At 61.5% G+C, this 26,612-nt stretch carries 24 protein-coding genes and 1 pseudogene; 14 read left to right on the top strand and 11 right to left on the bottom strand.

The annotated features are described in order from the left end of the window. Positions 1 to 94: 94 nt before the first annotated feature. Positions 95 to 2,629 (bottom strand): ATP-dependent helicase HrpB, encoded by a 2,535-nt coding sequence (gene hrpB / locus AC1Z24_RS04065; protein ID WP_483744634.1) that lies wholly within the window; start codon positions 2,627 to 2,629, stop codon positions 95 to 97. Positions 2,630 to 2,971: 342 nt separating this feature from the next. Between hrpB and AC1Z24_RS04060 the strand changes: the two genes are divergently transcribed. Further along, positions 2,972 to 3,391, top strand: coding sequence for a polyribonucleotide nucleotidyltransferase (locus AC1Z24_RS04060; RefSeq protein WP_483744633.1), 420 nt, complete (start codon positions 2,972 to 2,974; stop codon positions 3,389 to 3,391). Positions 3,392 to 3,409: 18 nt separating this feature from the next. Then, on the top strand, positions 3,410 to 4,306 hold the full coding sequence (locus AC1Z24_RS04055; protein ID WP_483744632.1) for a cation diffusion facilitator family transporter: 897 nt from the start codon (positions 3,410 to 3,412) through the stop codon (positions 4,304 to 4,306). Here the strand turns inward: AC1Z24_RS04055 and AC1Z24_RS04050 are convergent. Next, positions 4,299 to 4,841 carry a DUF6515 family protein gene (locus tag AC1Z24_RS04050; protein ID WP_483744631.1) on the bottom strand — a complete coding sequence of 181 codons (543 nt, stop codon included), beginning with the start codon at positions 4,839 to 4,841 and terminating at the stop codon, positions 4,299 to 4,301. The genes AC1Z24_RS04055 and AC1Z24_RS04050 overlap by 8 nt on opposite strands. 150 nt (positions 4,842 to 4,991) lie before the next feature. Between AC1Z24_RS04050 and AC1Z24_RS04045 the strand changes: the two genes are divergently transcribed. The 3 genes from AC1Z24_RS04045 to AC1Z24_RS04035 all read left to right on the top strand — a co-directional run bounded on the left by AC1Z24_RS04045 (position 4,992) and on the right by AC1Z24_RS04035 (position 6,802). Next, positions 4,992 to 5,513, top strand: coding sequence for a hypothetical protein (locus AC1Z24_RS04045; protein ID WP_483746518.1), 522 nt, complete (start codon positions 4,992 to 4,994; stop codon positions 5,511 to 5,513). A 400-nt stretch (positions 5,514 to 5,913) separates the two neighbouring features. Beyond that, the gene (locus AC1Z24_RS04040) at positions 5,914 to 6,393 is read left to right on the top strand and encodes an Lrp/AsnC family transcriptional regulator (protein WP_259104736.1); all 480 of its coding nucleotides are present in this window, start codon (positions 5,914 to 5,916) and stop codon (positions 6,391 to 6,393) included. Positions 6,394 to 6,595: 202 nt separating this feature from the next. Continuing rightward, positions 6,596 to 6,802 (top strand): DUF2788 domain-containing protein, encoded by a 207-nt coding sequence (locus tag AC1Z24_RS04035; RefSeq protein WP_413301236.1) that lies wholly within the window; start codon positions 6,596 to 6,598, stop codon positions 6,800 to 6,802. Here AC1Z24_RS04035 and AC1Z24_RS04030 read toward each other — a convergent pair whose 3' ends face one another. The 4 genes from AC1Z24_RS04030 to AC1Z24_RS04015 form a co-directional block, all read right to left on the bottom strand. After that, entirely contained in the window at positions 6,803 to 7,423 is a 621-nt protein-coding gene (locus AC1Z24_RS04030) for a pseudouridine synthase (protein ID WP_483744630.1), read from the bottom strand. It abuts the gene before it with no gap. Between the two features lie 76 nt (positions 7,424 to 7,499). Next, the gene (gene amn / locus AC1Z24_RS04025; RefSeq protein ID WP_483744629.1) at positions 7,500 to 8,972 is read right to left on the bottom strand and encodes an AMP nucleosidase; all 1,473 of its coding nucleotides are present in this window, start codon (positions 8,970 to 8,972) and stop codon (positions 7,500 to 7,502) included. A gap of 24 nt (positions 8,973 to 8,996) precedes the next feature. Further along, on the bottom strand, positions 8,997 to 10,646 hold the full coding sequence (locus AC1Z24_RS04020) for an acyl-CoA dehydrogenase family protein (protein ID WP_483744628.1): 1,650 nt from the start codon (positions 10,644 to 10,646) through the stop codon (positions 8,997 to 8,999). Positions 10,647 to 10,902: 256 nt separating this feature from the next. Then, positions 10,903 to 12,885 carry a sensor histidine kinase gene (locus AC1Z24_RS04015; RefSeq protein WP_483744627.1) on the bottom strand — a complete coding sequence of 661 codons (1,983 nt, stop codon included), beginning with the start codon at positions 12,883 to 12,885 and terminating at the stop codon, positions 10,903 to 10,905. Positions 12,886 to 13,270: 385 nt separating this feature from the next. Here AC1Z24_RS04015 and AC1Z24_RS04010 point away from each other — a divergent pair, with 385 nt between their 5' ends. Next, positions 13,271 to 14,068, top strand: coding sequence for a hydroxymethylpyrimidine/phosphomethylpyrimidine kinase (locus AC1Z24_RS04010; RefSeq protein ID WP_483744626.1), 798 nt, complete (start codon positions 13,271 to 13,273; stop codon positions 14,066 to 14,068). Positions 14,069 to 14,090: 22 nt separating this feature from the next. Beyond that, positions 14,091 to 14,714, top strand: coding sequence for a thiamine phosphate synthase (gene thiE, locus AC1Z24_RS04005; RefSeq protein WP_259104726.1), 624 nt, complete (start codon positions 14,091 to 14,093; stop codon positions 14,712 to 14,714). 15 nt (positions 14,715 to 14,729) lie between these two features. Here the strand turns inward: thiE and AC1Z24_RS04000 are convergent, their stop codons facing one another. Continuing rightward, positions 14,730 to 15,251, bottom strand: a complete 522-nt coding sequence (locus AC1Z24_RS04000) for a methylated-DNA--[protein]-cysteine S-methyltransferase (RefSeq protein WP_483744625.1) — start codon at positions 15,249 to 15,251, stop codon at positions 14,730 to 14,732. After that, positions 15,248 to 16,693 carry an AlkA N-terminal domain-containing protein gene (locus tag AC1Z24_RS03995; protein WP_483744624.1) on the bottom strand — a complete coding sequence of 482 codons (1,446 nt, stop codon included), beginning with the start codon at positions 16,691 to 16,693 and terminating at the stop codon, positions 15,248 to 15,250. The genes AC1Z24_RS04000 and AC1Z24_RS03995 overlap by 4 nt, the downstream gene beginning before the upstream one ends. Before the next feature lie 303 nt (positions 16,694 to 16,996). Between AC1Z24_RS03995 and hemL the strand changes: the two genes are divergently transcribed. After that, a complete protein-coding gene (hemL, locus tag AC1Z24_RS03990) occupies positions 16,997 to 18,280 on the top strand; it encodes a glutamate-1-semialdehyde 2,1-aminomutase (protein WP_483744623.1) in 1,284 nt (427 codons plus the stop codon). 286 nt (positions 18,281 to 18,566) lie between these two features. Next, positions 18,567 to 19,112 (top strand): annotated as a pseudogene (locus AC1Z24_RS03985) (tetratricopeptide repeat protein); the annotation flags it as partial. Between the two features lie 84 nt (positions 19,113 to 19,196). Here AC1Z24_RS03985 and AC1Z24_RS03980 read toward each other — a convergent pair. After that, on the bottom strand, positions 19,197 to 19,523 hold the full coding sequence (locus tag AC1Z24_RS03980; RefSeq protein WP_003313868.1) for a DUF1820 family protein: 327 nt from the start codon (positions 19,521 to 19,523) through the stop codon (positions 19,197 to 19,199). Positions 19,524 to 19,652: 129 nt separating this feature from the next. Here AC1Z24_RS03980 and miaB point away from each other — a divergent pair, with 129 nt between their 5' ends. From miaB to lnt, 5 genes are all read left to right on the top strand, one after another. Beyond that, positions 19,653 to 20,981 (top strand): tRNA (N6-isopentenyl adenosine(37)-C2)-methylthiotransferase MiaB, encoded by a 1,329-nt coding sequence (gene miaB / locus AC1Z24_RS03975; protein ID WP_483744622.1) that lies wholly within the window; start codon positions 19,653 to 19,655, stop codon positions 20,979 to 20,981. A gap of 114 nt (positions 20,982 to 21,095) precedes the next feature. Next, positions 21,096 to 22,109: a PhoH family protein gene (locus tag AC1Z24_RS03970; protein WP_483744621.1), complete on the top strand. Its 1,014-nt coding sequence runs from the start codon at positions 21,096 to 21,098 to the stop codon at positions 22,107 to 22,109. After that, a complete protein-coding gene (gene ybeY, locus AC1Z24_RS03965) occupies positions 22,102 to 22,602 on the top strand; it encodes an rRNA maturation RNase YbeY (RefSeq protein ID WP_259104715.1) in 501 nt (166 codons plus the stop codon). Before AC1Z24_RS03970 ends, ybeY begins: the two co-directional genes overlap by 8 nt. A gap of 5 nt (positions 22,603 to 22,607) precedes the next feature. Further along, positions 22,608 to 23,450 carry an HlyC/CorC family transporter gene (locus tag AC1Z24_RS03960; protein ID WP_259104713.1) on the top strand — a complete coding sequence of 281 codons (843 nt, stop codon included), beginning with the start codon at positions 22,608 to 22,610 and terminating at the stop codon, positions 23,448 to 23,450. Positions 23,451 to 23,479: 29 nt separating this feature from the next. After that, the gene (gene lnt, locus AC1Z24_RS03955) at positions 23,480 to 25,000 is read left to right on the top strand and encodes an apolipoprotein N-acyltransferase (RefSeq protein ID WP_483744620.1); all 1,521 of its coding nucleotides are present in this window, start codon (positions 23,480 to 23,482) and stop codon (positions 24,998 to 25,000) included. 150 nt (positions 25,001 to 25,150) lie between these two features. Here the strand turns inward: lnt and AC1Z24_RS03950 are convergent, their stop codons facing one another. Both AC1Z24_RS03950 and AC1Z24_RS03945 read right to left on the bottom strand, forming a co-directional pair. After that, a complete protein-coding gene (locus tag AC1Z24_RS03950; protein WP_483744619.1) occupies positions 25,151 to 25,912 on the bottom strand; it encodes a YdcF family protein in 762 nt (253 codons plus the stop codon). 85 nt (positions 25,913 to 25,997) lie between these two features. Next, entirely contained in the window at positions 25,998 to 26,348 is a 351-nt protein-coding gene (locus tag AC1Z24_RS03945) for a hypothetical protein (protein ID WP_259104939.1), read from the bottom strand. Positions 26,349 to 26,612: the final 264 nt, after the last annotated feature.

Here is a 26,612-nt window from a genome sequence, read left to right as displayed (position 1 = left end):
AACGGCCAACTTGTCGGCGAGCCCAGGCGCTGCCGTGTTTCAGATACGGCGCCTCGCGAACAAGTTCGCTCCTATCCTCTCACCCAAAAGCGCCTCAGCTCTTACGCGGCTTGATCCGCGCCGTCGCTTCCGCTACCAACGGATCATCCGGCCAGTAGTGCTTGGGATAACGCCCTTTCAAATCCTTTTTCACCTCGGCATAGGTTGTGCGCCAGAAGCTGGCCAGGTCCTGGGTGACTTGCACCGGGCGGCGGGCCGGGGATAGCAGGTGCAGTTTGACGATCTGGCGGCCACCGGCGATGCGCGGGGTGTCGGCCAGGCCGAAGAGTTCTTGCAGACGTACGGCGAGGATCGGCGGGTGTTCGCTGTAGTCAAGGCGGATCGAGGAGCCGGATGGCACGCTGATATGGTGCGGCGCTTGCTCTTCCAGACGCTGCGGTAACGGCCAGGGCAGCAGGTTGTGCAGGATCGAGGACAGGTCGAGGTTGCCGAAGTGGCTTAACCGCGAGACTTTGCCGATGTAGGGCAGCAGCCAGGTTTCCAGACTGTCGAGCAGGGCGGCGTCGCGGACGTCAGGCCATTCGCTGCTGTCTTGCTTGTGTAAATCAAGCTGGCGCAGCAGACCGACCCGGGCCTGCCACTGACGCAGCTCCGGCGTCCAGGGCAGCAGTTCGAGGCCTTTTCGGCGTACCAGCCCCAGCAGCGCCTGGCCGCGGGCAGCGTCGTCGAGGCCCGGCAAGGGCTCGCGGCTGAGGATCAGTTCGCCGACCCGGCGCTGACGTTCGGCGCGCAAAACGCCTTCGCGCTCGTCCCAATCCAGCTGGTCGAGAATGACCACCTGTTCGGTCAATACCGAATCGAACAACGCCGGATCAAACTCAGCCGCCAGATAGATACGCTCTTCGCGCTGGCCCTGACGACTGCCCAGGTCGGCAACCACCAGCCAGGGTTCTTTCATCAGCGCATCGACTTCGCCAAACAGCGCTGCACGGCCATTGGCCAAACGGTATTCGGCGCCGCCCTCACGGCGTTGCTGAGCGACACGATCGGGATAGGCCAGGGCCAGCAGCGCGCCGAGCCAGCGCGGGTGATCCGGGTCGCTGACCGCTTCGTTGGCCGCTCCACGCAAGTAGCCGCGATATTGCCGGGCCAGTTGTTTGGCCCGCTGCACACCGCCCTGCCCGCCACGTCCGGCACGTTCGCTGCCGGAGAGCAGATTGAGGCGGCTATGCAGGTCGGCACCGGCGCCACGCAGGATATCGCGCTCGCCCAACAGCGCCGCCACATCACAGGCCAGACTGCCCAACCCCAGCGTCTGACCGCGCAGCAGCAGATGGGCGATGCGCGGATGGGCGGGCAGTTCGGCCATGGCCTGACCATGGGGAGTCAGTTTGCGCTCAGCGCCAGGCTTGCCACTCAGAGCACCCAGACGGCCGAGCAGATCTTGAGCTTGTGCATAAGCGGCTGCGGGCGGGATATCCAGCCAGACCAGTTGCCCCGGCGCCACGCCCCAACGCGCCAGTTGCAGGGCCAGCCCGGCCAGATCGGCCTGCAGGATTTCCGCAGCGCCATAAGCGGCCAGTTGTTCATGCTGGGCTTCGGACCACAGGCGATAGCACACCCCCGGTTCCAGGCGCCCGGAGCGACCGGCACGCTGGGTGGCGCTGGCGCGGGAGATGCGCTGAGTATCGAGGCGGGTCATGCCACTGCCAGGGTCGAAGCGCGGCACCCGGGCCAGCCCGGCGTCGATCACCACGCGCACACCGTCGATGGTCAGGCTGGTCTCGGCGATATTGGTCGCCAGCACCACCTTGCGCTTGCCGACAGGCGCAGGCTCGATGGCCGCCCGCTGCGCGTTCAAGTCCAGTTCGCCATGCAAAGGGCAAAGCACGACATTGCCGCCCTCGCCCAACGCCTCGGCCAGCTGTTGATTGACCCGGCGGATCTCGGCCTGCCCCGGCAGGAACACCAACAGGCTGCCAGTCTGATCATTCAAGGCGTCGAGGACGGTCTGCACCACGCGCGGCTCGATGAATTCTCCCGGCTGAAACGGCCGCCCCCACTGCATGCTCACTGGATACATGCGGCCTTCGCTGCGGATCACCGGGGCGTCGTCGAGCAAGGTCGACAGGCGCTCGCCCTCCAGGGTCGCTGACATCAGCAGGATTTTCAGCGGTTGATCATCGCGCAGCAGCTCTCGGCCATTGAGGCTCAGGGCCAGGGCCAGATCGGCATCAAGGCTGCGTTCGTGGAATTCATCGAAAATCAGCAGCCCCACGCCTTCCAGTGCGGGGTCGTCCTGCAATCGGCGAGTGAGGATGCCTTCGGTGACCACTTCGATGCGTGTATTTGGCCCGACTTTGCTATCCAGGCGAATGCGGTAGCCGACGGTTTCCCCGACCTTCTCACCCAGCTCCGACGCCAGCCGCTCAGCCGCCGCCCGTGCCGCCAGGCGCCGGGGTTCGAGCATGAGAATCTTTTGCCCGGCCAACCAAGGCTCATGCAACAGGGCCAGGGGCACACGGGTGGTCTTGCCGGCGCCGGGGGGCGCTTCGAGCACGGCTTCATGGCGCGTCGCCAGGGCGTCACGCAACTGCGGTAGAACAGCGTCGATGGGTAGAGAAATCATGCAGGCTCCAAGGCTGGCCGCTGAGTATACGAGGCCTGCTTGATCACTCCCAGAACTGCTGCAAGGGGTGGCGCTTATCAAACACAGCCTGACCAACTGAGTCAGCGTGATTTTCGTGGGACCAGCTTCAGCCGGGAAGGGGGCAGGCGATAAAAATGTGTTAATCCTGCCTGCGCCTTCCCGGCTGAAGCCGGTCCCACATGGGCCTGTGTTTGCATCGCGACAGCGCGGTGTCAGGGAAGCTGGGGCAACCCCCACAAGGGCTATTTGAACAACGGGCAATCACCCACAGTCTTAACCTTGCTTGTATATTGGCGTTCTTTCGTTCATCAGGAGCTTTTCATGCGCATTCAATCCCGTGTCCTCGGCGGCGTGCTGGTCGCCACCCTGCTTGCTCAACTGACCGCTTGCGGCAGCATTTTCTATCCTGAGCGCCGTGGCCAGATCGACGGCCATATCGACCCGGCGATTGCCGCGTTCGACGCCATCGGCCTGCTGTTCTATATCATTCCCGGCCTGATCGCCTTCGGCATCGACTTCACCACCGGTGCCATCTATTTCCCCAACAATCAGACGTCCCAGGTTGATCCGCAAAAACTGCAACCGGCCATCAATGCCGACGGCAGCGTCGATAATTCCAAGTTGCAGGCCATCCTCAAAACCGAGCTGGGCCGCAGCCTGCCGCTGGACGATCCGCGCCTGATCCAGCACAAGGGCAGCGTGCAACAACTGGCCATGTTCGGTCTGTCACCCTCGGCCTGAGCCTTGTAAGGAAGCGTCATGAGCACCAGTCCTGAACACGCCCGCCTGTTGCGCCTTGCTACCCGGTCTTCCCTGGCCGTGGCCAGCATTCTGATCGTTGCCAAGGCCGTGGCCTGGTGGCTGAGCGGGTCGGTGAGCCTGCTGGCTGGCCTGACCGACTCGTTACTCGATGGCGCCGCCTCGTTTCTCAATCTGCTGGCGGTGCACTATGCCCTGCGCCCCGCCGACGACGATCACCGTTACGGGCACGGCAAGGCCGAGGCGCTGTCGGGCATGGCCCAGGCGCTGTTCATTGCGGTGAGTGCGTTTCTGATCGGTTTCCAGGCCATCGAGCGCATCCAGCATCCCGAGCCAATGTCAGCTCCCGGACTGGGTATCGTGGTGATTCTGCTGTCCCTGGTCCTGACCGCAGCGCTCTTGGTTCTGCAGCATCGCGTGATCAAAGAAACCGGCTCGGCAGCCGTGCGGGGCGACTCGCTGCACTACCGCTCCGACATGCTGCTCAATCTCAGTATCCTCTGCGCGCTGGTGTTGGCCTGGTTCGGCTGGCAGCAACTGGATGCCTGGTTCGGCCTGGGGATTGCTGTGTATATCCTCTGGAGCGCCTTCTCCATCGCCAAGGAAACCGTGTCGGTACTGATGGATGAGGAACTGCCCGTAGACGTCAGCGCGCGCATGCTGGAACTGGCGCGCAGCGTACCCGGCGTACTCGGCGCCCACGACTTGCGCACGCGCATTTCCGGCAACCACTGGTTCGTGCAGTTGCATCTGGAGTTGCCGGGGGATTTGACCCTGTCGGTGGCCCACGGCCTGTGCGACCGCGCCGCCGAAGCGATCAACCGTGAATACCCGAAGGCCGAAGTGCTGGTGCACGCCGACCCTCAGGAAGTGGTGATGACGTCTGCGGTCAGTTGAAGTTGACGCTATAACCGCGCTTGAGCAGGCAGTCGGTCATCGAGCGGCGATAGGCGTCAATCAGGCTCGGATCCGGCTGATAAGTGACATTGGCCGGGTCCAGGCCGGTCTGCTGCACCGACAGCATGTAGCACTCGTAGCGATCCTGCCCCATCTGCTCCTGGCTCTGGCCGTTGACCGTGGAGAACTGCGGGTCGTACTGGGTACCCGGTTGCTGGCCTTGCTGCTGCACGGGCTGTTGCTGGATCTGCTGTGGTGGCGGTTGCTGGACATAACCCGGATCGACGTTGGCCGGCGGATTGGCTACGACATAGTCCTGGGTATCCGGCTGATAGGCGTAGTAGGTGCCGGCGGCGAGAAACAGCAGCGCACCACCGACCCAGACTTCACTGGAATAGGACGGCAGGCTGCGCACCCGCGCGCCATAAGGTGGGGTCACGACGACATAGCGCGGGCCTTGTGGGCGATACCAATAGCCGCCTGAATAGAAGTAGTCCTGGCCGCGATACGGAATGCGCGAGTAGCCGCCCGGCACCCGGTCGATTTCGTAACCCGGTCGATACTGCGGGCCCGGGCCCCAGCCGTTGCCATGGCCGTCGGGGCGCCCTGGCCAGCGGTCATTGGGCCGGTAATTATTGTTGTTGCGCGGGATATCGCGGTAGTGCCCCTCGCGCGGTGGCTGAGTCTGCCAGGCTTCGCGCGGGCCGCCCTGGATCGGCAGATTGTTCTGACGCTGCTGCGCCTGCTGGCGTTCGTTCTGGCGCTGCTGATTCTGCTGCTCTTGGATCTGCCGCTCTTGATTACGCTGGTTCTGCTGAATCTGCTGCTGTTGCTGACGTTCAACCTGACGCTGCTGATTCTGTTGTTCCTGAATCTGACGCTGCTGGTTTTGCTGATTCTGCTGAATTTGCTGCTGTTGCTGGCGCTCGACCTGGCGCTGCTGATTCTGTTGCTGCTGAATCTGCCGCTCCTGATTTTGCTGAACCTGCTGCACCTGCTGTTGTTGCTGGCGCTGGATCTGTTGCTGCTGCTGTTGCTGCGCGTTGTTGTTCTGCTCGCGACGCTCGCCCCGCAGCTGATCCTGACGATTGGAATCGTCGCGATCATCCGCCAGTGCCTGAGCAGAGATGCTCATACACAAGAGAGTTACACCGGCCAACTGCCAGATGCCCGATTTCATGCTTGCCTCACTGCCAAACGACAATAGATAAGGGTTGGACTGCACCAATGGTGCGTCGTTCGCCGCACTCTAGCAGGCCGCAAGCGGTGTCACGAACAAAGCGTACAGATAAAGAAAAAGGGGGCCACGTCTGGCCCCCTTTGGGAATTTCGTCCTGGCTCAACGCTTCTGGCGTCGGCTCACCTCATGCCGTCTTCTGGACAGTATGTAGCCCGGTAACCTGCCCAACCCTTTGGGGTTGGCGGTTGCGGCCGGCCTGATTCGGCGGGCCGCGCTGGACGCTGTGTCCGGGCAGTGATTCTGTGAAAAAGAATAGGCTTTTACGTGCGGCAGCGGATTGCGAATATTGCTCAACGAAATAGCACTTGCGCAATTTTTACCCAAAGATGAATAATTCAGCGCAATCGAACCAATAAAGGGGAATCTCGTGAGCAAACTCGACAGATATGACTTGAGCATTTTGGCGGAATTGCAGCGTGATGCCCGCATTTCCAATCAGGAACTGGCCGAACGCATTGGCCTGTCGCCCTCGCCCTGCTCGCGTCGGGTCAAGCAGCTGGAAGATGACGGCTATATTGTCCGCCAGGTCGCATTGCTGGATCGCAAGAAGCTCGGTCTGAGCCTGACGGCCTATGTGCTGATCGGCATGGACCGGCATACGCCAGAGCGTTTCGAGCACTTCGAACAACAGATCCGCAACCTGCCCCAGGTGCTGGAATGCAGCCTGGTCACCGGGATGGATGCCGACTACCAGCTCAAGGTGGTGGTGGCGGACATGGACCACTACCAGAAACTGCTGCTCGGCCACCTGACCCGCATCGAAGGCGTGACCAGCGTACGTTCGAGCTTTGTGCTCAATCAAGTCCTGGCGAGTACGGAATTGCCGTTGACGCATTTACGCACGTGAGAATCCAATGTGGGACCGGCTTCAGCCGGGAAGAGGCCGGTACATCCGATACATATTTCGGGCATTCAAAACCACCTTCCCGGCTAAAGCCGGTCCCACAGGTTAGATAGCAGACTCCTCCTACCCTGCGTACATCAGCCGCAGGCAGCGATTATGCGCAAGCGCCTATAATTGCCGCGCATTTCGCCAGCGGAGATGGGTGATGGATCCTGCGGTATTCGAAGAATGGATGATGACCATCCTGGTCACGGTCCTGATCGGTTTCATGGGCTTTATCGTCTGGGATCTGGCGAAGAAGTCCAAGGCCGGCAAGTTCGGCACTTTCATCCTGTTCTTCGCCCTGGGCCTGGGGGTGTTCGCCTTCGTCATCAAAAGCGTGGTGATCGCCTATATAGAATCCGGCCACTGATCACAGTTTCGCCGGTACTTCCCGCCACTGCCCCTGATCCAGTCCTTCGATACTCCAATCGCCGATCCTGACCCTCACCAGCCGCAGCGTTGGCAGGCCCACGGCGGCGGTCATGCGCCGCACCTGGCGGTTGCGCCCTTCCTTGATGATCAATTCCAGCCAACTCGTCGGCACGCTTTTGCGAAAGCGCACCGGCGGGTTACGCGGCCACAGCTCGGGTTCGTCCAACTGTCGCGCCTGGGCGGGTAGTGTCGGGCCATCGTTCAGTTCGACGCCATCGCGCAATTGCTGAAGCTGTTGTTCGCTGGGCTCGCCCTCGACCTGCACCCAATAGGTTTTGGCCAGTTTATGCCGGGGATCGGCAATCCGCGCCTGCAACTGGCCGTCATTGGTCAGCAGCAACAGACCTTCGCTGTCACGATCCAGACGCCCGGCCGGGTAGATGCCGGGGATCTCGATAAAATCCTTGAGTGTCGCCCGCCCTTCGCCGTCGCTGAATTGCGTCAGCACATCGAAGGGTTTATTGAACAGGATCAGCCGGGGCTCGGCAGGCGGGGCCTTGGCGACGCGACGAGGGGCGGCGGCAGGGCGACGGGGAGCGGGGCGTTGGATGCGGGACATGGGCGTTTCGGATCGTTGCAAACAAAGAGGGCCACTGTAGTGGCCCTCTCTCTGGCTGGCAATTTCTAGCTGACAATCAACGGAACGGCGGCTCGTCGAAACTGCGCAGTTTGCGTGAGTGCAACGAGTTCAGCTGTGCACGCAACAGGTCCAGGGCGGCGATACCGATCTTCAAGTGCTGGCTGACCGCACGCTCGTAGAAGGCGTTGGCCGAGCCCGGTAGCTTGATTTCGCTGTGCAGCGGCTTGTCCGAGACACAGAGCAAGGTGCCATACGGCACGCGCAGGCGATAACCCTGGGCGGCGATGGTGCCGCTTTCCATATCCACGGCCACGGCGCGGGACAGATTGATCAGCGGACGCTCCTGTGCCCAGCGCAGCTCCCAGTTGCGATCGTCGTAAGTCAATACGGTGCCGGTACGCAGGCGTTTTTTCAGCTCGTCGCCACGCTCGCCGGTGATCTGCGCTGCGGACTCTTGCAAGGCCAGTTGCACTTCGGCCAGGGCCGGAATCGGGATATTCGGCGGCAGGACCCGATCAAGAATGCCGTCGCGACGCATGTAGGCGTGGGCCAGCACGTAGTCGCCGATGGTCTGGGATTGGCGCAGGCCGCCGCAGTGACCGATCATCAGCCAGCAATGCGGACGCAGCACGGCCAGGTGGTCGGTGATGTTCTTGGCGTTGGACGGGCCGACGCCAATGTTCACCAGAGTCACACCGTGACCATCTTCGGCGATCAGGTGATAGGCCGGCATCTGGTAGCGGTGCCAGACCACACTGGCGACGATGGCCTGGGCCTCGCCGTTGTCCATGCTCTTGTCGACCACGACGTTGCCCGGCAGGACCATGCGGATAAAGCGCGGATCTTCGCGCAACTGTTCAAGGCCGTGGAGGATGAACTGGTCGACGTAGCGGTGGTAGTTGGTCAGCAGGATCCACGGCTGCACATGGCGCCAGTCGCTGCCGGTGTAATGCACCAGACGGCGCAGGGAGAAATCCACCCGCGCGGCGTCAAACAAGGCCAGGGGCAGCGGGTCGGTGTTGGCCCAGTCGTACAGACCGTCGGCGATGCCATCGGTGGCGGCGGACAAATCGGTGCTGGGAAAAACCCGCGCCAGGGCGGCAGCCGTGACGCCGGAGCCAGCCAGCTCATCACCCTGCTCAACCACGTAGGGGTACGGAATATTCTGCTCGCTGACGCCGACTTCGACCGTGACGGTAAAATCATTCATCAACGGGCGCAGCTGTTCCAGCAGGTATTTGCGGAAGGCTGCGGGGTGGGTCACGGTGACGCTGTAAGTACCGGGCAACTGCACCTTGGCGTAGGCCCGCGTGGTCGTAGGCACTTCGCCATGAGCGACGTAGGTCAGGCGCAATTCAGGATAACGAAACAGCGCACGCTGCTCGGCATCGGGTTCGACACGGTCTTTCAGATAGCGCTTGAGGGCCTGGCTCAGGGCCTTGGTCCCACGGTCATGCAGCTCGGCAAGCCGGTCCACGGCTTGCTCGGCGGTTTCAACGACAACAAAAGCTTCGGTCACGTTACGCATCCTGTCTGATCTTGCAGGCCTTCATCATGCCACCTGCGGCGAAGCCCGCGCCACCAACGCTTCGACATCGACACCTCGTGGCAATGCGCCATATACCCGCCCACCCTCACCCAGACGTCCGGCGATAAAGCCGTCACTGACGCAGGCCTGCCCCGCCTCCAGCAGCAATTTGGCCTGCAAGGCCAGGGCGATGTCTTCAGTCAGCTGACGGGCGCGGTACTGGATATCGCCGGTGTCCTTGAATGCCGCTTTCAATTGGCCGATATGCGCAGCCAGACGCCGGTCGCCATGGCCGTCGCCCAACTCATCGAACAAGGCATCGAGCACGCCGGGCTCTTTGGACAAGGCACGCAGTACGTCGAGGCACTGCACATTGCCGGAGCCTTCCCAGGTCGAGTTGACCGGCGCCTCGCGATACAGCCTCGGCAGGATGCTGTCTTCGACGTAACCGGCACCGCCCATGCACTCGGCGGCTTCGTTGATCATCGCGGGCGCCCGTTTGCAGATCCAGTACTTGCCCACCGCCGTGACCAGCCGGGTAAACCGCGCCTCATGGGAGTCATCCAGATGATCCAGTGCCCGGCCCATGCGCAGGCTCAAGGCCAACGCGGCTTCGCTTTCCAGGGCCAGGTCGGCGAGGACGTTCTGCATCAAAGGCTGTTCGCTGAGCAGCCGCCCGCCGACCTGACGATGGGCGCAATGGTGGGTAGCCTGGGTCAGGGCCTGACGCATCAGGGCGCTGGAACCGACCATGCAGTCGAAGCGGGTCATGGCCACCATCTCGATGATGGTCGGCACGCCACGGCCTTCTTCGCCGATCATCCAGGCCAGGGCACCGCGAAATTCCACCTCGCTGGAGGCGTTGGACCAGTTGCCCAGCTTGTTTTTCAGGCGCTGGATGTAGAACTCGTTGCGGCTGCCATCAGGTCGGTGACGCGGCAGCAGGAAGCAGGTCAGGCCCTTGTCGGTCTGGGCCAGAGTGAGGAAGGCATCGCACATCGGCGCCGAGCAGAACCACTTATGCCCGACCAGCTCATAGGCCTGCCCCGGACCGCCCGCGCCCACCGGCCAAGCCTTGGTGGTGTTAGCACGGACGTCGGTGCCACCCTGCTTCTCGGTCATGGCCATGCCGATCGTGGCACCTGCTTTGTGTTCGATGCCGACATTGCGCGGGTCGTATTCGCGGGCGAGGATTTTCGGCAGCCAGATCTCGGCCAGGTCCGGTTGCAGGCGCAGGGCCGGGACGCTGGCGAAGGTCATGGTCAGGGGGCAACCGCTGCCCGCTTCGGCCTGGCTGTGCATATAACTCATGGCGGCGCGAGCAACATGGGCGCCGGGCTGCGGGTCGGTCCAGGGCAGGGACGGGATGCCATGCTCGACCGCCGCCTTCATCAACTGGTGATAGGCCGGATGAAATTCGATCAGATCGATGCGATGGCCATAGCGGTCATGGCTGGCAAAGACCGGCTTGTTCTGATTGGCCAGGAACCCCGCCTCCATCAACGGGCCACCGGCCAGAGCACCGTAGGCATCGATCCGCGAACTCGCCCAACCGGCACCGAAACGCTGGGTCCAGGCCTGCAACGGCAGATCGGCGCGCCACAGGTTCAGGCCGTCCAGTGACGGCGGCTGGTTGGTGACTTCGTGGGTTTCGGCGAACTGATGCAGGTTCATGGCGGTTCTCCTGGCGATTGCGCAAGAGTCGAAGTGAAGCATGGGCAGATGGCATTAAAAAGTGCCATTCATGACGAAGTAGAGGGGGTTATTGAAGTTGCCCGGCGTATTGAATTCCGCCTAGATGCATTGCATAACGCGACCATCCAGATTGGAATGATATCTGTGGGACCGGCTTCAGCCGGGAAAGGGCAGGTACATCCGCCACATTTTCTGAATCAACAAAGGTGCCCTCCCGGCTAAAGCCGGTCCCACATCAGTTAATGGCGTTCTGCTTGAGGGGCAAACTCACATATTGGCCAAACCTCAACGGCAAACGCAGGGTAAATCGACTGCCCTGCCCTGGCATCGATTGATGACTCAACTGGCCACCCTGCAATTCGATCAATTGCCGACAAATGGCCAGGCCGATCCCCAGACCACCGTGCTCGCGGGTCATCGAGCCGTCGACCTGGAAGAAACACTGGTAGAGGGTCGAGGCATGCTTACAGTCAAAACCGATGCCGCTGTCGATCACGTCAAGCAGCAGCCAGGCATCGCCGTTGGGCCCGTACTCCGCACCCGCACGCAGTTGAATCGAGCCTTCGCGGGTAAATTTGATCGCATTGTCCAGCAGACACTCCAGGCACTGGCGCAACCTCGCGGCGTCGCCGAGCAGGTCATCGGGTAATTGCGCCTCCCGCGTCACGAGCAATGCCAGGCCCTTGGCCTGGGCTGCGGGCAGAAACTGACGATGCAACTGGGCAAACAGCCGCTCCACAGAGAAAGGCTGCTGCTCGGCATGCAGGCGACCGGCCTGCAATTCGGTCAGGGTCAGAATGCCATTGATCATGCCCATCATGTCCTCGGCGGAACCGGCAGCGGTCTGTTGGTACTGGGCAAGCTCCTCGCTGAGTTCCACCGTCTCCATCAGCTCAAGGGAACCGATCACGCCATTCATCGGGGTGCGCAGTTCGTGGGTCAGGGTCGCGAGGAATTCGTCTTTAAGACGATTGCTGGTGGCCAGCTCCTGGTTCAACTGTTCCAGGGCTTGACCGGCTTCAAGCAGGGTTTGCGCCTGTTGCGCGCGCATCAGGTTTATCCGTGCTGCCAGGGCCAGCGACAACAACGCCACTTCCAGCGCGGAACAAATCTGCCAGATGTACAGGGTAAATACGGTATTGGGCAGATAGCCGATCAGCATCAGCCCGTGAATCAGACTGCCCAGCAGAAAGATCGACCAGGCCACGACGAAATAGCGCGCCAGGGACACGCCCTTTTTCAAGGCGACGATTCCCGCAGAAAGAACCACTACTGCGAATAACATCACCAACGCAGTCACCAGCCGCAAGGCAATGGTGCAATCGGGCAGCAACGACAGCACCATGACACCGACCGCCGCGCCCATTACCAGGCGCAATAGCCAATCGATCCATTCTCCCAATCTGGGTGTCTGCAGGAAGGTGCGGGAGAACTGACAGGCAAAGAACACCGAAGCCGAGACCAGGAACGGCGTCGCCGCGTTGGTCCACCACGGGCTGTTCGGCCAGAGAAACTCAACCCCGGTGCCGTTTACCGAGACCTGATAAAAGCCAAATGAAGCGATATACATCAGGTAATACAGGTAACTGCGGTCACGCACACCGAAGTAGATAAACAGGTTGTAGACCAGCAATCCAAACAGCACACCATAGCTCAGGCCCCAGACATAGATGCTCGCGGGTTGCATTTCCAGGAAGGCGTGGCTGGACCACAGGTTGAGCGGCACCTGGATCGAGCCATGGCCAGCGACCCTCAGGTACAGGGTCATGGCCTCGCCAGGGTGCAAAGGCAGGGCGAACAGGTAACTGTTCTGCCGGATCTGGCGGCTGGCAAACGGCAGCATGTCGCCGGTGCGTACCGCCAGTTGCAACTGCCCGCTGGCGTCGGGCAGGTACAAGTCGACGTAGTCCAGGGGCGGATACGCCACATCCAGCAGCCAGTCGCGGTGAATCGCAAGGTTTTTGGGGCGATACAGCAGCTCGACTTTCAGCCAGAACGCCGAGCTGGAAAAGCCCGCGTTGAGGGCATCGGCCTGCAACGGCCGGAACGCCGCGGCCATGGCGGTCGAGCTGACGTCATGGATCGATGCCTGACCGCCTGGATCTTCCAGTACCTGCACGGCGCGGCCGAGCACCATCGTGCGGGTGTGCTCGTCGAACTCGACGGCAGCAGCCAGCAACGGCAGCCAGGCGACCAGGATTATCAGCAAATAGCGCATACGGCCCCAGCATGGCCTGCCTGATAACGCTGTTCGTCTTCCTGTCCCTGTGAAGCGAAGCGATCGGCAGATTCCTGTTTTTGGAATAAGCGTCAAACAACCTTAAACAACGGCTGGCTGTGTCAAGGCCCCTCCATGACCTGTCTAACCCAGCGCAATAGAATGTACATCTTGCCGCTGGAGAAGCGCGAAAGTTCAAGCATAGCCGCTCTGCGTGGGAATGGCGTAATGTTTTGGCTTGTAACGGAAGGCTCTAGTACGGGCCTTTCAAGACTTTAAAACGAAAAAAAAACCATTTTCGGTGCGATCAGCGCACTCTTTTCGCTTAAAAAATCCCTCCAGCCCCAGCGGCCCGGAAAAAGGTTTAGTGGTAAGCTCGCGCGCCATGACTATCTATAATTCCCGTCCCGTTGTCCTCTGCCTTTCCGGCCACGATCCCAGTGGTGGTGCCGGTCTGCAGGCAGATATCGAAGCCCTGCTCGCCCAGGGTTGCCATGCCGCTCCGGCAGTCACCGCCTTGACCGTGCAAGACACCGTTAATGTCAGCGACTTCCGCGTACTGGATCGCGAGTGGGTCCTGGCCCAGGCCAATGCCGTGCTCAATGACTCCATCGTTGCGGCGGTGAAGCTGGGCATGCTCGGATCTTTGGAGATGGTCGACACCGTCGTCGAACTGTTGCAGGCGCACCCACATTTGCCGCTGGTCTGCGATCCGGTGCTGCGTGCCGGTGGCGGTGGTCGTCTGGGCAAGGACGAAGTCGGTTATGCCATGCGCGAGCGCCTGCTGCCGCTGTCGAAAATCGCCACGCCCAACCTGCCCGAAGCACGGATTCTCGCCGAACTGCCGCAAGGCTCGGCGGATGAATGCGCGGCCAAATTGTTGCCTTTCGTCGAGCACTTGCTGATCACCGGCGGTCACGGCGACGAGCAGGAGATCCATAACCGCCTGTACAGCCGCGACGGCACGACCCGCACTTTCACCTGCCAGCGTCTGCCCGGCAGCTACCACGGTTCCGGCTGCACCCTGGCCAGCGCCCTGGCTGGCCGCCTGGCACTTGGACAGGATCTGGTCAGCGCCGTCGAGACAGCACTGGACTACACTTGGCGCACGTTACGCGACGCTGAACAGCTGGGCAAAGGGCAGTTCGTGCCCCGCCGCCTGCCCCTGGATTTCTGCTCGTAACGCCACGTCATGAGGCACCTTTATGAAACTGCGTGGCCTGTATGCCATTACCGACAACCAATTGTTGGCTGGCAAATTCCTGTCTTACGTCGAGGCGGCCCTTGAGGGCGGCGTCACCCTGCTTCAATACCGCGACAAGAGTGGCGACGATTCGCGTCGCTTGCGCGAGGCCAGCGAGCTGCTCAAGTTATGCGAGCGCTACAAGACCCAACTGATCATCAACGATGACGCCGAACTGGCCGCCCGCCTGGGCGTGGGCGTGCATCTGGGGCAGACCGACGGCTCGCTGCCCGATGCCCGGGCGCTGCTTGGGCACAAAGCGATTGTCGGCGCGACCTGTCACGGCAAATTGGAGCTGGCTGAACGGGCCAAGGCCGACGGTGCCAGCTATGTCGCCTTCGGACGCTTCTTCAACTCCCAGACCAAACCCGATGCCCCGGCCGTACCGCTGGAACTGCTGGAGCAGGTGCGGGCCAAGGTCCACCTGCCCATTGCGGTGATCGGCGGCATCACCCTGGACAACGCGCCGCAATTGGTTGCCCATGGCGCCGATCTGCTGGCCGTGGTGCATGGCCTGTTCGGCGCAGACACCCCGCAGGAAGTGACCCGTCGCGCTCGGGCCTTCAACGATCTGTTGAGAAAATAAGCCTGAACCTGCCGGTCAGTTGCGGCTGACCAGCTCGAAGGCGAACTCAGCCATACCGTTGTTGTTCTCCAGCGCCAGCAGGGCGCGCTTGCGCTCGACGCCGCCGGCATAACCCGTCAGGTCGCCACTGGCACCAATCACCCGATGACAAGGGACAATGATCGAAATCGGGTTCTTGCCATTGGCTGTGCCGACCGCCCGGGAATGCCCGGCGCTCAGGCCCATCTTTTTCGCCATTGCGCCATAAGACAACAACTCGCCGTAAGGGATGCGCGCCAGTTCGCGCCAGACCTGCTCCTGAAACGGCGTGCCGCGAAAGCGCAGGGGCAGTTCGAACTCACGGCGCTGCCCGGCAAAGAACTCGGTCAATTGTTCCTGAGCCATGCTGATCACTCGCGGTACATGGCGCACGTCGGTGACCAGGACCAACTCGGGGTAATACTTCTGTCCGACGAAATACACGCCGGTCAGGGCGTCATCTTCGGCGCGCAGGGCGATGTCGCCCAACGGGCTTGCGACCAGATAGCCGGGAATCATTGCTTTGCCTCCTCGTATAAACGCCAGACATGCACCGTGGCATAGGCCCGCCAGGGCGCCCACTGACTGGCGTGTTCATTGAGTTGCGCGGCCGAGGCACACGCAAGATGTTTCTTCAGCACGGCATCCCCCTCGGGAAAGGCATTGGGCCAGCCCAGAGCACGCATGGCGATGTACTGCACCGTCCACTCGCCGATACCGCGAATATGCCGCAGGGCCGCCAGGGTTTCCTCCAAAGGCACCAGTGGTTCCAGAACGACGCGCCCTTCAGCGACTTCCCGGGCGACGGCAATGATCGCCTCGGCGCGAATGCGGATCAGGCCGGTGGTGATCAGTTCTTCCGCGTCCAGTGAAGCCAGCGCCTCGGCCATGGCAAAGGCGTGGGTCAGACCGTGGGGCGCATCCGCGACGGGAGTACCGAAGCGCTCGGCGATACGCCCCAGCACGACTCGCGCCCTGGCCACGGAAACCTGCTGGCCGACCACCGCACGCACGGCAACTTCAAAGCCATCCACCGCCCCAGGTACGCGCATGCCGGGTAAATCGGCGGACAGCAGATGCAAATGCTCGTCCACCAGATCGGGCCGGCAACCGGTGTCGAACAACCGCCGCAAACGCGCCAGCACTTGTACGATTGCACTTTGCAGCGAGGCCGAAACCGTCACCACCAAGGCGTGCCGCTGCGGCGCATGAGTCACACTGACCCAGCCAGTCAAGCGCTTGCCACCCTGCTCGACTTCCAGAGTGCGGGCATAACAACTGCTGTCGATATGCTCGACCCCGGCAATGCAGCGATGAGCGAGAAAGGCCAGCACGCCCTCCCAGGCATAGGGTGGCCGGTAGGACAGCTCGAAGCGCAGCGTGGCGGCACCGGGCACATGCACAGCTTTTTTCAGGCGCAGGGGATTGAGCCCGTATTGCGCCTGAAACACGTCATTGAAGCGCCGCACGCTGCCAAACCCCGAAGTCAGGGCTACTTGCGCCATGGACAGGCCGGTGTCGGTCAGCAGGCGCTTGGCGATCAGGAGCCGCTGGGTCTGCACATAATCGAGCAGGGAAACACCGAACTCGGCCTCGAAGATCCGCCGCAAATGCCGGTCCGTCACCCCGACCCGCGCCGCCAGGGCGACCAGATTACGACCATTGAGATAGCCATCCTCGATCAGCCGCGCCGCTGCCTGGGCCAGGCGACTGGACATATCGATCAGGCCATGACCGGGTGCCAGTTCCGGGCGGCAACGCAAGCACGGGCGGAAACCGGCCTGTTCGGCTGCAGCGGCGTTCGGGTAGAAGCTGCAATTCACAGCTTTCGGCGCGCGCACCGGGCACATCGGGCGGCAATAGATACCGGTCGATGACACCCCCATGAAAAACCAGCCATCGAAACGGCGGTCACGGGCGACAAAGGCGGCGTAGCAGACTTCGGGATCGAGAGTGTTCATGGCTCGAACTGTAATCCAGCACTCGGGGAAAGTCTGGCTGGATTCGGACATCTGCCTCCCGAGCGGGCTGGCACAGACGTCGTGGGAGCGAGGCTTGCCCGCGAAGAGGCCGGTACATCCGATATATATGCCGAGGATGGAAAATCGTATTCGCGGGTAATTCGCAACGCCGCCCGCTCACCACAATAGACCCCATGCAGCAATTCGCATACAGGTTGAGCCCCCCGGCATTTGTTATAGTGCCCCTCCTCTCGCCCCGCCGGGCGTAAACAGACTTTCCGGTTCACCAGCAGAGACCCGACCATGTCCCGTTCTGAAACCCTGTTCGCCAACGCCCAGAAACACATCCCCGGTGGCGTCAACTCACCGGTTCGCGCTTTCAAGAGCGTGGGCGGTACGCCGTTGTTCTTCAAACATGCGGTCGGCGCCTATGTCACCGATGAAGACGACAAGCGTTATGTCGATTACGTCGGTTCCTGGGGGCCGATGATCCTGGGTCACAGCCATCCGGAAGTGTTGGACGCCGTGCGCAATCAGCTGGAGCACGGTCTGTCCTACGGCGCGCCGACGGCCATGGAAACCGAGATGGCCGACCTGGTCTGCTCCATCGTGCCGTCGATGGAAATGGTGCGCATGGTCAGCTCCGGCACCGAAGCGACCATGAGTGCCATCCGCCTGGCCCGTGGTTTCACCGGTCGCGACAGCATCATCAAGTTCGAGGGTTGCTACCACGGCCACTCCGACAGCCTGCTGGTCAAGGCCGGTTCCGGCGCCCTGACCCTGGGCGTGCCGAGCTCGCCGGGCGTACCTGCCGCATTCGCCAAACATACCCTGACCGTGCCGTTCAACGATCTGGAAGCGGTCAGCGTCCTGCTTGCCGAAGTCGGTCAGGACGTGGCCTGCATCATCGTCGAGCCGGTCGCTGGCAACATGAACTGCGTGCCGCCTGCTCCTGGCTACCTGCAAGGCCTGCGCGCGTTGTGTGATCAATACGGCGTGGTGCTGATCTTCGACGAAGTGATGACCGGCTTTCGCGTTGCCCTCGGCGGCGCCCAGGCTTACTACGGCGTAACGCCGGACCTGAGCACCTTCGGCAAGATCATCGGCGGCGGAATGCCGGTGGGCTGCTTCGGTGGCAAGCGCGAAATCATGTCGCATATCGCCCCGCTGGGCCCGGTCTATCAGGCCGGTACGCTGTCGGGCAACCCCCTGGCCATGGCGGCGGGCCTCACTACCCTGCGCTTGATCAGCCGTCCGGGCTTCCATGACGAGCTGAGCGAATACACCCGCCGCCTGCTCGCTGGCCTGCAAGAGCGCGCCGACGCCGCCGGTATCCCGTTCGTAACGACCCAGGCGGGCGGCATGTTCGGTCTTTATTTCAGCTCCGCCAGCGCCATTGTTACCTTCGAAGACGTCATGACCAGCGATGCAGAACGCTTCAAGCGCTTCTTCCACTTGATGCTCGAAGGTGGTGTGTACTTGGCGCCGAGCGCGTTCGAAGCCGGCTTTACTTCTATCGCCCACGGCGAAACCGAACTGAAACTGACCCTCGATGCGGCCGAGAAGGCGTTTGCGGCGCTGAAATAAGTCTGGAAAACCTATATGGGATTCCTTGTGGGACCGGCTTTAGCCGGGAAGGCGGCAGCATGACTGATACATCTGTATCGTCTACTCCATCGCTTTCCCGGCTAAAGCCGGTCCCACAGCCGCCCCTACGGACTATCAATCCTGAGCAAAAACAGGCATTTCAAGCCCGTGCAGCAGAAAATCCGTAAAGACTTTGTAAGGTTGGCCCCGCTTATTTCATAATGCGCAGCCAGCACGTTTAGCTGGACGGGTACGCCCGCACCTTTTCAGAGGTATGTCGATTCCCATGAACCGCACCGGCCGCACCCTTGCATTGGGCTGCCTGTTGCTTATTCATCCCCTGCTGGCGAATGCAGGTGGCAACTCGTTGTTGATCCCAGCGGTGGGTCGCTGCACCCTCAATACCCAGCCGGACAACCTGCCGACGGCGCTGGCTGCCTGTCAGGAAGCCGCCAAGGCCGGGGATGCGCAGGCGCAATACGAGTTGGGTGAATTTTACTACGACGGTAAACACGCCCCTCGTGACTTGGCGCAGGCGCTCAATTTCTTTGAGAAAGCCTCGCTGCAGGGCCATGCCCAGGCGCAGTACCAGCTTGGCCTGATGTTCTTCAAGGGCGAAGGTGTGCAGGCCAACAATATTCAGGCCTACATCGTGCTGAAGATGGCGGCGGTCAATGGCTCTGAAGATGCGCTGGACAGCGCGGATGAAGTGTCATCGCACATGCGCCGTGACGAGCTGGAAGTGGCTACCCAGGTGCTGGGCCAGATTTTCCGCAATTACCTGCAAGAGCTGCAGTCTGCCGAAGGTCGTTCGCCCTTCGCGCCCCTGCCTGATCCCAACAGCACAGCCCCGGCGCCTGGCGCTGCGGCACCCGCACTGGCACCGCAACTGCAACCCCAGCAGAACTGAGGCCGGTTACTTCTCCGGCATCGGCATGGGGAATGGCATTACGTTGCTGGTGCCGCGCGCTTCACTGATCTTTGGCGTGCCCATGCGCTCGACCTCGTCGATGCGCACGATCGAATGCATGGGCACGAAGCTGCGCACGACGCCTTCGAACTGCGCCTTGAGCTTTTCTTCGCTGGGATCAACCACAACAGTCGTGCGCTCGCCGAAGACGAATTCCTCCACCTCCAGAAACCCCCACAGATCACTTTGATAGATCTGCTTGGCGTACATTTCGAACACTTGTCCCTGATTGAGGAAAATCACCTTGTAGATTGGAGCTTCGCGTTTGGTCATGGCAGGCGGGTATTGATCGGCACGGTAAAAAGAAGAGGCGAACTATATGCCCATTCGCCAGACGACGCTAGGAACCCGCAAGCGCCGTCCCTATAATGCGCGGTTCTTTGAATCACCTGATGATCAAGCATGGCCAAGAAGCTTTATATCGAAACCCACGGTTGCCAGATGAACGAGTACGACAGCTCGCGCATGGTCGATCTGCTGGGCGAACATCAAGCCCTGGAAGTCACCGCTCGCGCGGAAGATGCCGACGTCATCCTGCTCAATACCTGCTCGATCCGCGAGCGCGCTCAGGACCGGGTGTACTCCCAGCTGGGCCGCTGGCGTGAACTGAAACTGGCCAACCCGGAGATGGTGATCGCCGTCGGCGGTTGCGTGGCCAGCCAGGAAGGCGCGGCCATTCGTGATCGCGCGCCCTACGTGGACGTGGTATTCGGCCCGCAGACCCTGCACCGCCTGCCGGAAATGATCGATGCCGCTCGGGTCACGCGCCTGCCCCAGGTCGACGTGTCGTTCCCGGAAATCGAAAAATTCGACCACCTGCCCGAGCCCCGGGTCGATGGCCCGAGCGCCTATGTCTCGGTCATGGAAGGCTGCAGCAAGTACTGCACCTTCTGCGTGGTGCCTTATACCCGCGGCGAAGAAGTCAGCCGCCCGTTCGATGACGTCATTAGCGAGGTCATTCACCTGGCCGAACACGGCGTGCGCGAAGTGACACTGCTGGGGCAGAACGTCAATGGCTATCGCGGCACCACCGAAGGCGGCCGCCAGGCTGACCTGGCCGACCTGATTCGCGTCGTGGCCGCCATCGACGGCATCGACCGCATCCGCTATACCACCTCGCACCCGCTGGAGTTCTCCGACAGCCTGATCCAGGCCCACGCCGAAGTCCCGGAGCTGGTCAAACACCTGCACCTGCCAGTGCAGTCGGGCTCGGACCGCGTGCTGGCGGCGATGAAGCGCAACCACACCACCCTCGAGTACAAGTCCAAGCTGCGCAAGCTCAAGGCCGCCGTGCCGGGCATCAGTATCAGTTCGGACTTTATCGTCGGTTTCCCCGGCGAAACCGAGAAAGACTTCGACAACACCATGAAGCTGATTCAGGACGTGGGTTTCGACTTCTCGTTCTCCTTCGTCTACAGCCCGCGCCCCGGCACTCCGGCGGCCGACCTGAAGGACGACACTCCGGAATCACTGAAAAAAGAGCGGCTGGCCGCCTTGCAGCACCGTCTGAATCAGCAAGGTTTCGAGATCAGCCGACAAATGGTCGGCAGCACCCAGCGCATCCTGGTCACCGACTACTCGAAGAAAGACCCTGGCGAACTGCAGGGACGCACGGAAAACAACCGCATCGTCAACTTCCGCTGCGACAACCCGAAGCTGATCGGTGAGTTCGTCGACGTACACATCGATGACGCGCAACCCCACTCCCTGCGCGGTTCGCTGCTGATGTAATGCCCGGCAGGTGCAAGCTCTGATGAGTTTTAAACACGTCAGAGCTTTCGCACACACCCTGCCGGGGTTATCCTTCGGTCCATATCCATTGCCGTCGGGCGGCTAAAAACAACCTTGAACGCACCCATAGAACCTCATCATTTCATCCTCGAACCCTTTGAGGCCCATCGCTTCGCCAATCTGTGCGGGCAATTCGACGAGCATCTGCGCTTGATCGAGCAACGCCTGGAAATTGAAATCCGCAACCGCGGCAATCAATTCGAACTGATCGGCACGCGCCAGAACACCACCTCAGCCGAGAACCTGCTGCGTCGTCTCTATCGCGAGACCAAGGGCACCGAGCTGTCTCCGGACATGGTTCACCTGTTCCTGCAGGAATCCGGCGTCGAAGGCCTGGATAACCATCCGGCCGCCGAACCCGGCGTGGCCCTGCGCACCAAGAAAGGCATGATTCGCCCGCGCGGCCTGAATCAGCAGCGCTACGTGAAGGAAATCCTTGGCAACGACATCAACTTCGGCATCGGCCCTGCGGGTACGGGCAAGACCTACCTGGCAGTGGCCTGTGCGGTGGATGCCCTGGAGCGCGAGCAGATCCGTCGCATCCTGTTGGTGCGTCCGGCGGTCGAAGCGGGCGAAAAGCTCGGCTTCCTGCCCGGCGACCTGGCGCAGAAGATCGATCCGTACCTGCGCCCGCTCTACGACGCGCTGTACGAGATGCTCGGCTTCGAATACGTGGCCAAACTGATCGAGAAGCAGGTGATCGAAGTTGCGCCCCTGGCCTACATGCGCGGTCGCACCCTTAATAACAGCTTCATCATTCTCGACGAAAGTCAGAACACCACCGTCGAGCAGATGAAAATGTTCCTGACCCGAATCGGCTTCGGTTCAACCGCCGTGATCACCGGTGACATCACCCAGGTCGACCTGCCCAAGGGCACCAAGTCGGGCCTGAACCATGTCATCGAGGTGCTCAAGGACGTGCCGGGCATCAGTTTCACCCACTTCAAGCCCAAGGACGTGGTGCGCCACCCGTTGGTGCAGCGCATCGTCGAAGCCTACGAGCGTTACGAAGGCCGCGCCAGCGATGAGACCAACGGTTTCAGCCGGGATACGCGCCGCGATGCTTGAGCTGGATCTGCAAATCGCCAGCGACGCTGACGCCCCCACCGAAGCCCGGTTTCGCCAGTGGTGCGAAATGGGCCTGCGTGCGCGCAGCGCCGACTCTGAGCTGACCATTCGCCTGGTCGACGAAGCCGAAGGCCGCGAACTGAACAACACCTGGCGGCACAAGGACTATGCGACTAACGTGCTGTCCTTCCCCGCCGACGTTCCCGATGATCTGCTGGATATCCCCCTGCTTGGCGATCTGGTTATCTGCGTGCCCGTCGTGGCCCGGGAAGCCGCCGAACAGGGCAAGGCACTGGACGCCCACTGGGCTCATCTGGTCATTCACGGTTGTCTGCATCTGTTGGGTTTCGACCATATCGACGATGAAGAAGCCGAAGAAATGGAAGCACTGGAACGAGAGTTGCTTGCTGAGTTGGGCTATCCGGATCCTTATGCCGACGACGAAAGCGACGAACACCCCCATTCAGAAACACCAAGCAAGGACCACGAGTAAGGGCTATGAGCGAAGACCGATCGAGCAACGGGCAAAAGTCATGGCTGGGTAAACTCACCCAGGCTTTTGCCCACGAGCCGAAAAACCGCCAGGAGCTGCTTGAGCTGCTGCGCGAAGCCCATCAGAACAAATTGCTGGACAGCGAAGCCCTCGCCATCGTCGAAGGCGCTATCCAGGTGGCTGATCTGCAAGTGCGCGACATCATGGTGCCGCGCTCGCAGATGATCAGCATCAAGGCCAGCCAGACACCCCGCGAGTTCCTGCCGGCGGTCATCGACGCGGCGCACTCGCGCTACCCGGTGATTGGCGAGAGCCACGACGACGTACTCGGCGTGCTCCTGGCCAAGGACCTGCTGCCCCTGATCCTCAAGCCGGACGGCGACAGCGACGACATCAAGAAGCTGCTGCGCCCGGCGACTTTCGTTCCCGAGTCCAAGCGCCTGAATGTCTTGCTGCGCGAGTTCCGCGCCAATCACAATCACATGGCCATCGTCATTGACGAATACGGCGGTGTGGCCGGGTTGGTGACCATCGAAGACGTACTCGAACAGATCGTCGGCGATATCGAAGACGAACATGACGTCGAAGAAGACAGCTACATCAAGCCACTGCCCAGCGGCGATTTCCTGATCAAGGCACTGACGCCCATCGAGAACTTCAACGAGTTCTTCGACAGCGAATTTTCCGACGATGAGTTCGACACCGTGGGCGGCCTGGTCATGAATGCCTTCGGTCACTTGCCCAAGCGTAACGAAATCACCGAAATCGGTGCGTATCGTTTCCGCATCCTGAGTGCTGACAGCCGTCGTATTCACTTGCTGCGCCTGAGTCCGATCTCGCGCTCTTAAGCTCTGAATCCTGCCAAGGAACGTAGTACATGCATTGGATCACCCGCCCCGGCTGGCCCGGTAATCTGCTGGCCATGGCGGCTGGTGGCCTGACCACCCTGGCCCTGGCCCCGTTCAATATCTGGCCATTGGCGCTGGTGGCGCTGATCGTGTTCTACCTCGGCCTGCGCGACCTGAGTTCGCGCCAGGCCCTGTGGCGCGGCTGGTGCTACGGTTTCGGCCTGTTCGGTGCGGGCACCAGCTGGATTTACGTCAGCATCCACACCTACGGCGACGCCCCGGTGCTGCTGGCCGGCTTCCTGATGCTGCTGTTCACCGCCTCCATTGCCTGGTTCTTCGCCTTGCCTGCGTGGCTGTGGGCGCGCTGGATCCGCCGCAGTGAGGCGCCCCTGGCCGACGCTCTGGCTTTTGCCGCCCTGTGGTTTGCCCAGGAAATGTTTCGCGGCTGGTTCCTCACCGGCTTCCCGTGGCTGTACTCCGGCTACAGCCAACTGGACGGCCCGCTGTCGAGCCTTGCGCCCATGGGCGGCATGTGGTTCATCTCATTCTGCCTGGCCCTGACCGCCGCCCTGCTGTGCAACCTGTGGCGTCTGCGCGAGCGCAAATCGTTCCTGGCTGCGGGCGTGGTTTTGCTGCTGGCCCCGTGGGTAGTGGGTCTGGCGCTGAAAAACCATGCCTGGACCTCACCGTCCGGCGCGCCGCTGAAAGTCGCGGCGATCCAGGGCAACGTCGCCCAGAGCATGAAATGGGACCCGCAACAGCTCAACGCACAACTGGCGCTGTACCGTGACCTGACCTTTACCGCCCGCCCCGTGGACCTGATCGTCTGGCCGGAAACCGCCGTGCCGGTGCTCAAGGAGTCCGCCGAGGGCTTCCTGTCAGTCATGGGCCGCTTCGCCGCAGACCGCCATGCCGCGCTGATTACCGGTGTGCCGATCCGCCAGAAAGGTGGACGCGGCGAGTACCGCTACTACAACGGCATCACCGTGGTCGGTGAAGGCGACGGCACTTATCTGAAGCAGAAACTGGTGCCCTTCGGCGAGTACGTGCCCCTGCAGGACCTGCTGCGCGGCCTGATCAGTTTCTTCGACCTGCCCATGTCCGACTTCGCCCGCGGGCCCGCCGATCAGGCGCTGCTCCAGGCCAAGGGGTATCAGATTGCGCCGTTCATTTGCTACGAAGTGGTCTACCCCGAGTTTGCCGCAGGCCTGGCCAAGCGCAGTGACCTGCTGCTGACCGTGAGCAACGACACCTGGTTCGGCACCTCAATCGGCCCGCTGCAACACCTGCAGATGGCGCAGATGCGTGCTCTGGAGGCCGGACGCTGGATGATTCGTGCCACCAACAACGGCGTGACCGGGCTGATCAACCCGTTCGGGCAGATCACCGAACAGATTCCGCAGTTCGAGCAAGGCGTGCTGTATGGCGAAGTCACACCCATGCATCAACTGACCCCGTACCTGCGCTGGCGCTCCTGGCCGCTGCTGATTCTCAGCGTTCTGATCTTTGCCTGGGCACTGGTGGCGAGCCGGATTGCCAAGACAGTCTGACGAACGCGGCATGCAATCCTTATGCGGTGAACTCAGGGCGAATGTGGGACCGGCTTTAGCCGGGAAAGCAAAGGTAAGATCGACGTACTTCTGTCATCCATACCATTGTCTTCCCGGCTAAAGCCGGTCCCACGGTTCTCATAAAGCTCCTCAGCGATAAATCAACGGATAAACCACCATTCCCGCCGCTTCATTGAGCAATTGCCCGCTATTGGACAACTCCTGAGCTTCAGGCAGCCAGCCGCCGAACAATCTACCGTTATCGGCACTGAGGAAACCCACCGGCGCGCCGATCACGCTGAACCCGGCCTTCTCGAAACACCAGAGCGCCCGACGCATGTGCGCAGCCTGAGTCACGACAATGACCCGCTTGATCCCCAGCGGCTGCAGCAACGCCGCGCTCATCGTGGCGTTTTCCCAGGTCGTGCGGCTGAGGCCTTCCTGCCAGCGTACCGTTGTGCCGAAATCATTGGTCAGGGACTTGGCCATGATCGCCGCTTCACTCGGTGGCTCGCCGTAATGCAGCCCACCGGTAGTGAGGATCGGCAGGCCGGAATCCTTCGATAGCCGCGCCGCAAAGCGCATCCTTTCCAACGCCCCGCCCGTGGGAATATCTTCGCCCCAGGTCGGATCACTGCGCTCGCGCCCTGAACCCAGCACCACAATGGCATCGGCACGCTGGGCCAGAGTCGTCCACTCGCCCAGGGGCAGCGGCGGGACCGTCTCCACCTTGCCTGCCGCCCACTGCACCACCACCGGCAGGCTCATCAGCCACAGCCCGCCCAGCCCCAGGGCGAAGCAACACGCCGCCAGACGCGGACGTGACCGGTGCAGGAACAAGGCCAGCAGCAGCAATAGAAAAAGCCCGCCAGGCGGCAGGAACAGCGTCTTGAGCAAATATCGAACAGGCATCAGGCATCTCCATGGATGCCCGAAGCCTAGAAGGATTGACGCTAAGCAACAATGCTTATCAGGCAGGCTCGCGGCCCGCGAAGGATTAACGCTTGAGATTGGAACCCGAACTGTAACGCTTTGCCTTGGCTGCCGCCTGTGCGCGCCGTTGATCGGCCAGCCAGAACACCTTGGCAGAACGCTGCGCCATGGCAGGTGGCGCCATGGCCTCACGCGGTCTTTCTTTGGCAATGTCGCTGGCTGCCATGACGCCCTTTTCAAGATAGGCCTCGATCAATTCGAACTCGGCCCGGCTCAAGCCTCGCAATTCCACGACAGCGGGCGACTCATCACGCAGTCGAAACGCTGTTTTCGCTGTTTCCAGAGCCAACCCCAGACGATTGATCAAGCTTTCGTACAACTCAGGGTTTGTTACTGTGCGCTGCCACTCTGTCATCCGCTCACCTCGCCGAAGATAAGACATACCCTCGACATATGAGCTTAGCGCCGCCTGCAAAACCCACGTGATGCCGCGACAGACGGCGGCGCAAGGGCCTGCAACAGCAATCAGGGTTTCCCTCGATAGTCGGCGCTCATGTATGCTACGGCGCTTCCTGTCATTCCACTTCCGCTCACTTGAGCCCGAACGCACCGCACAGGCAGTTTTCAATGTCCGGCAAGCGGTGCCGACCAGACTCGGCGAAGCCATGAAGAGGTCAAG

The organism is Pseudomonas sp. JL23, assembly GCF_056933585.1.
The sequence above is the reverse complement of the archived record's forward strand: the minus strand, read 5'-3'. Positions and strand labels throughout refer to the sequence as shown.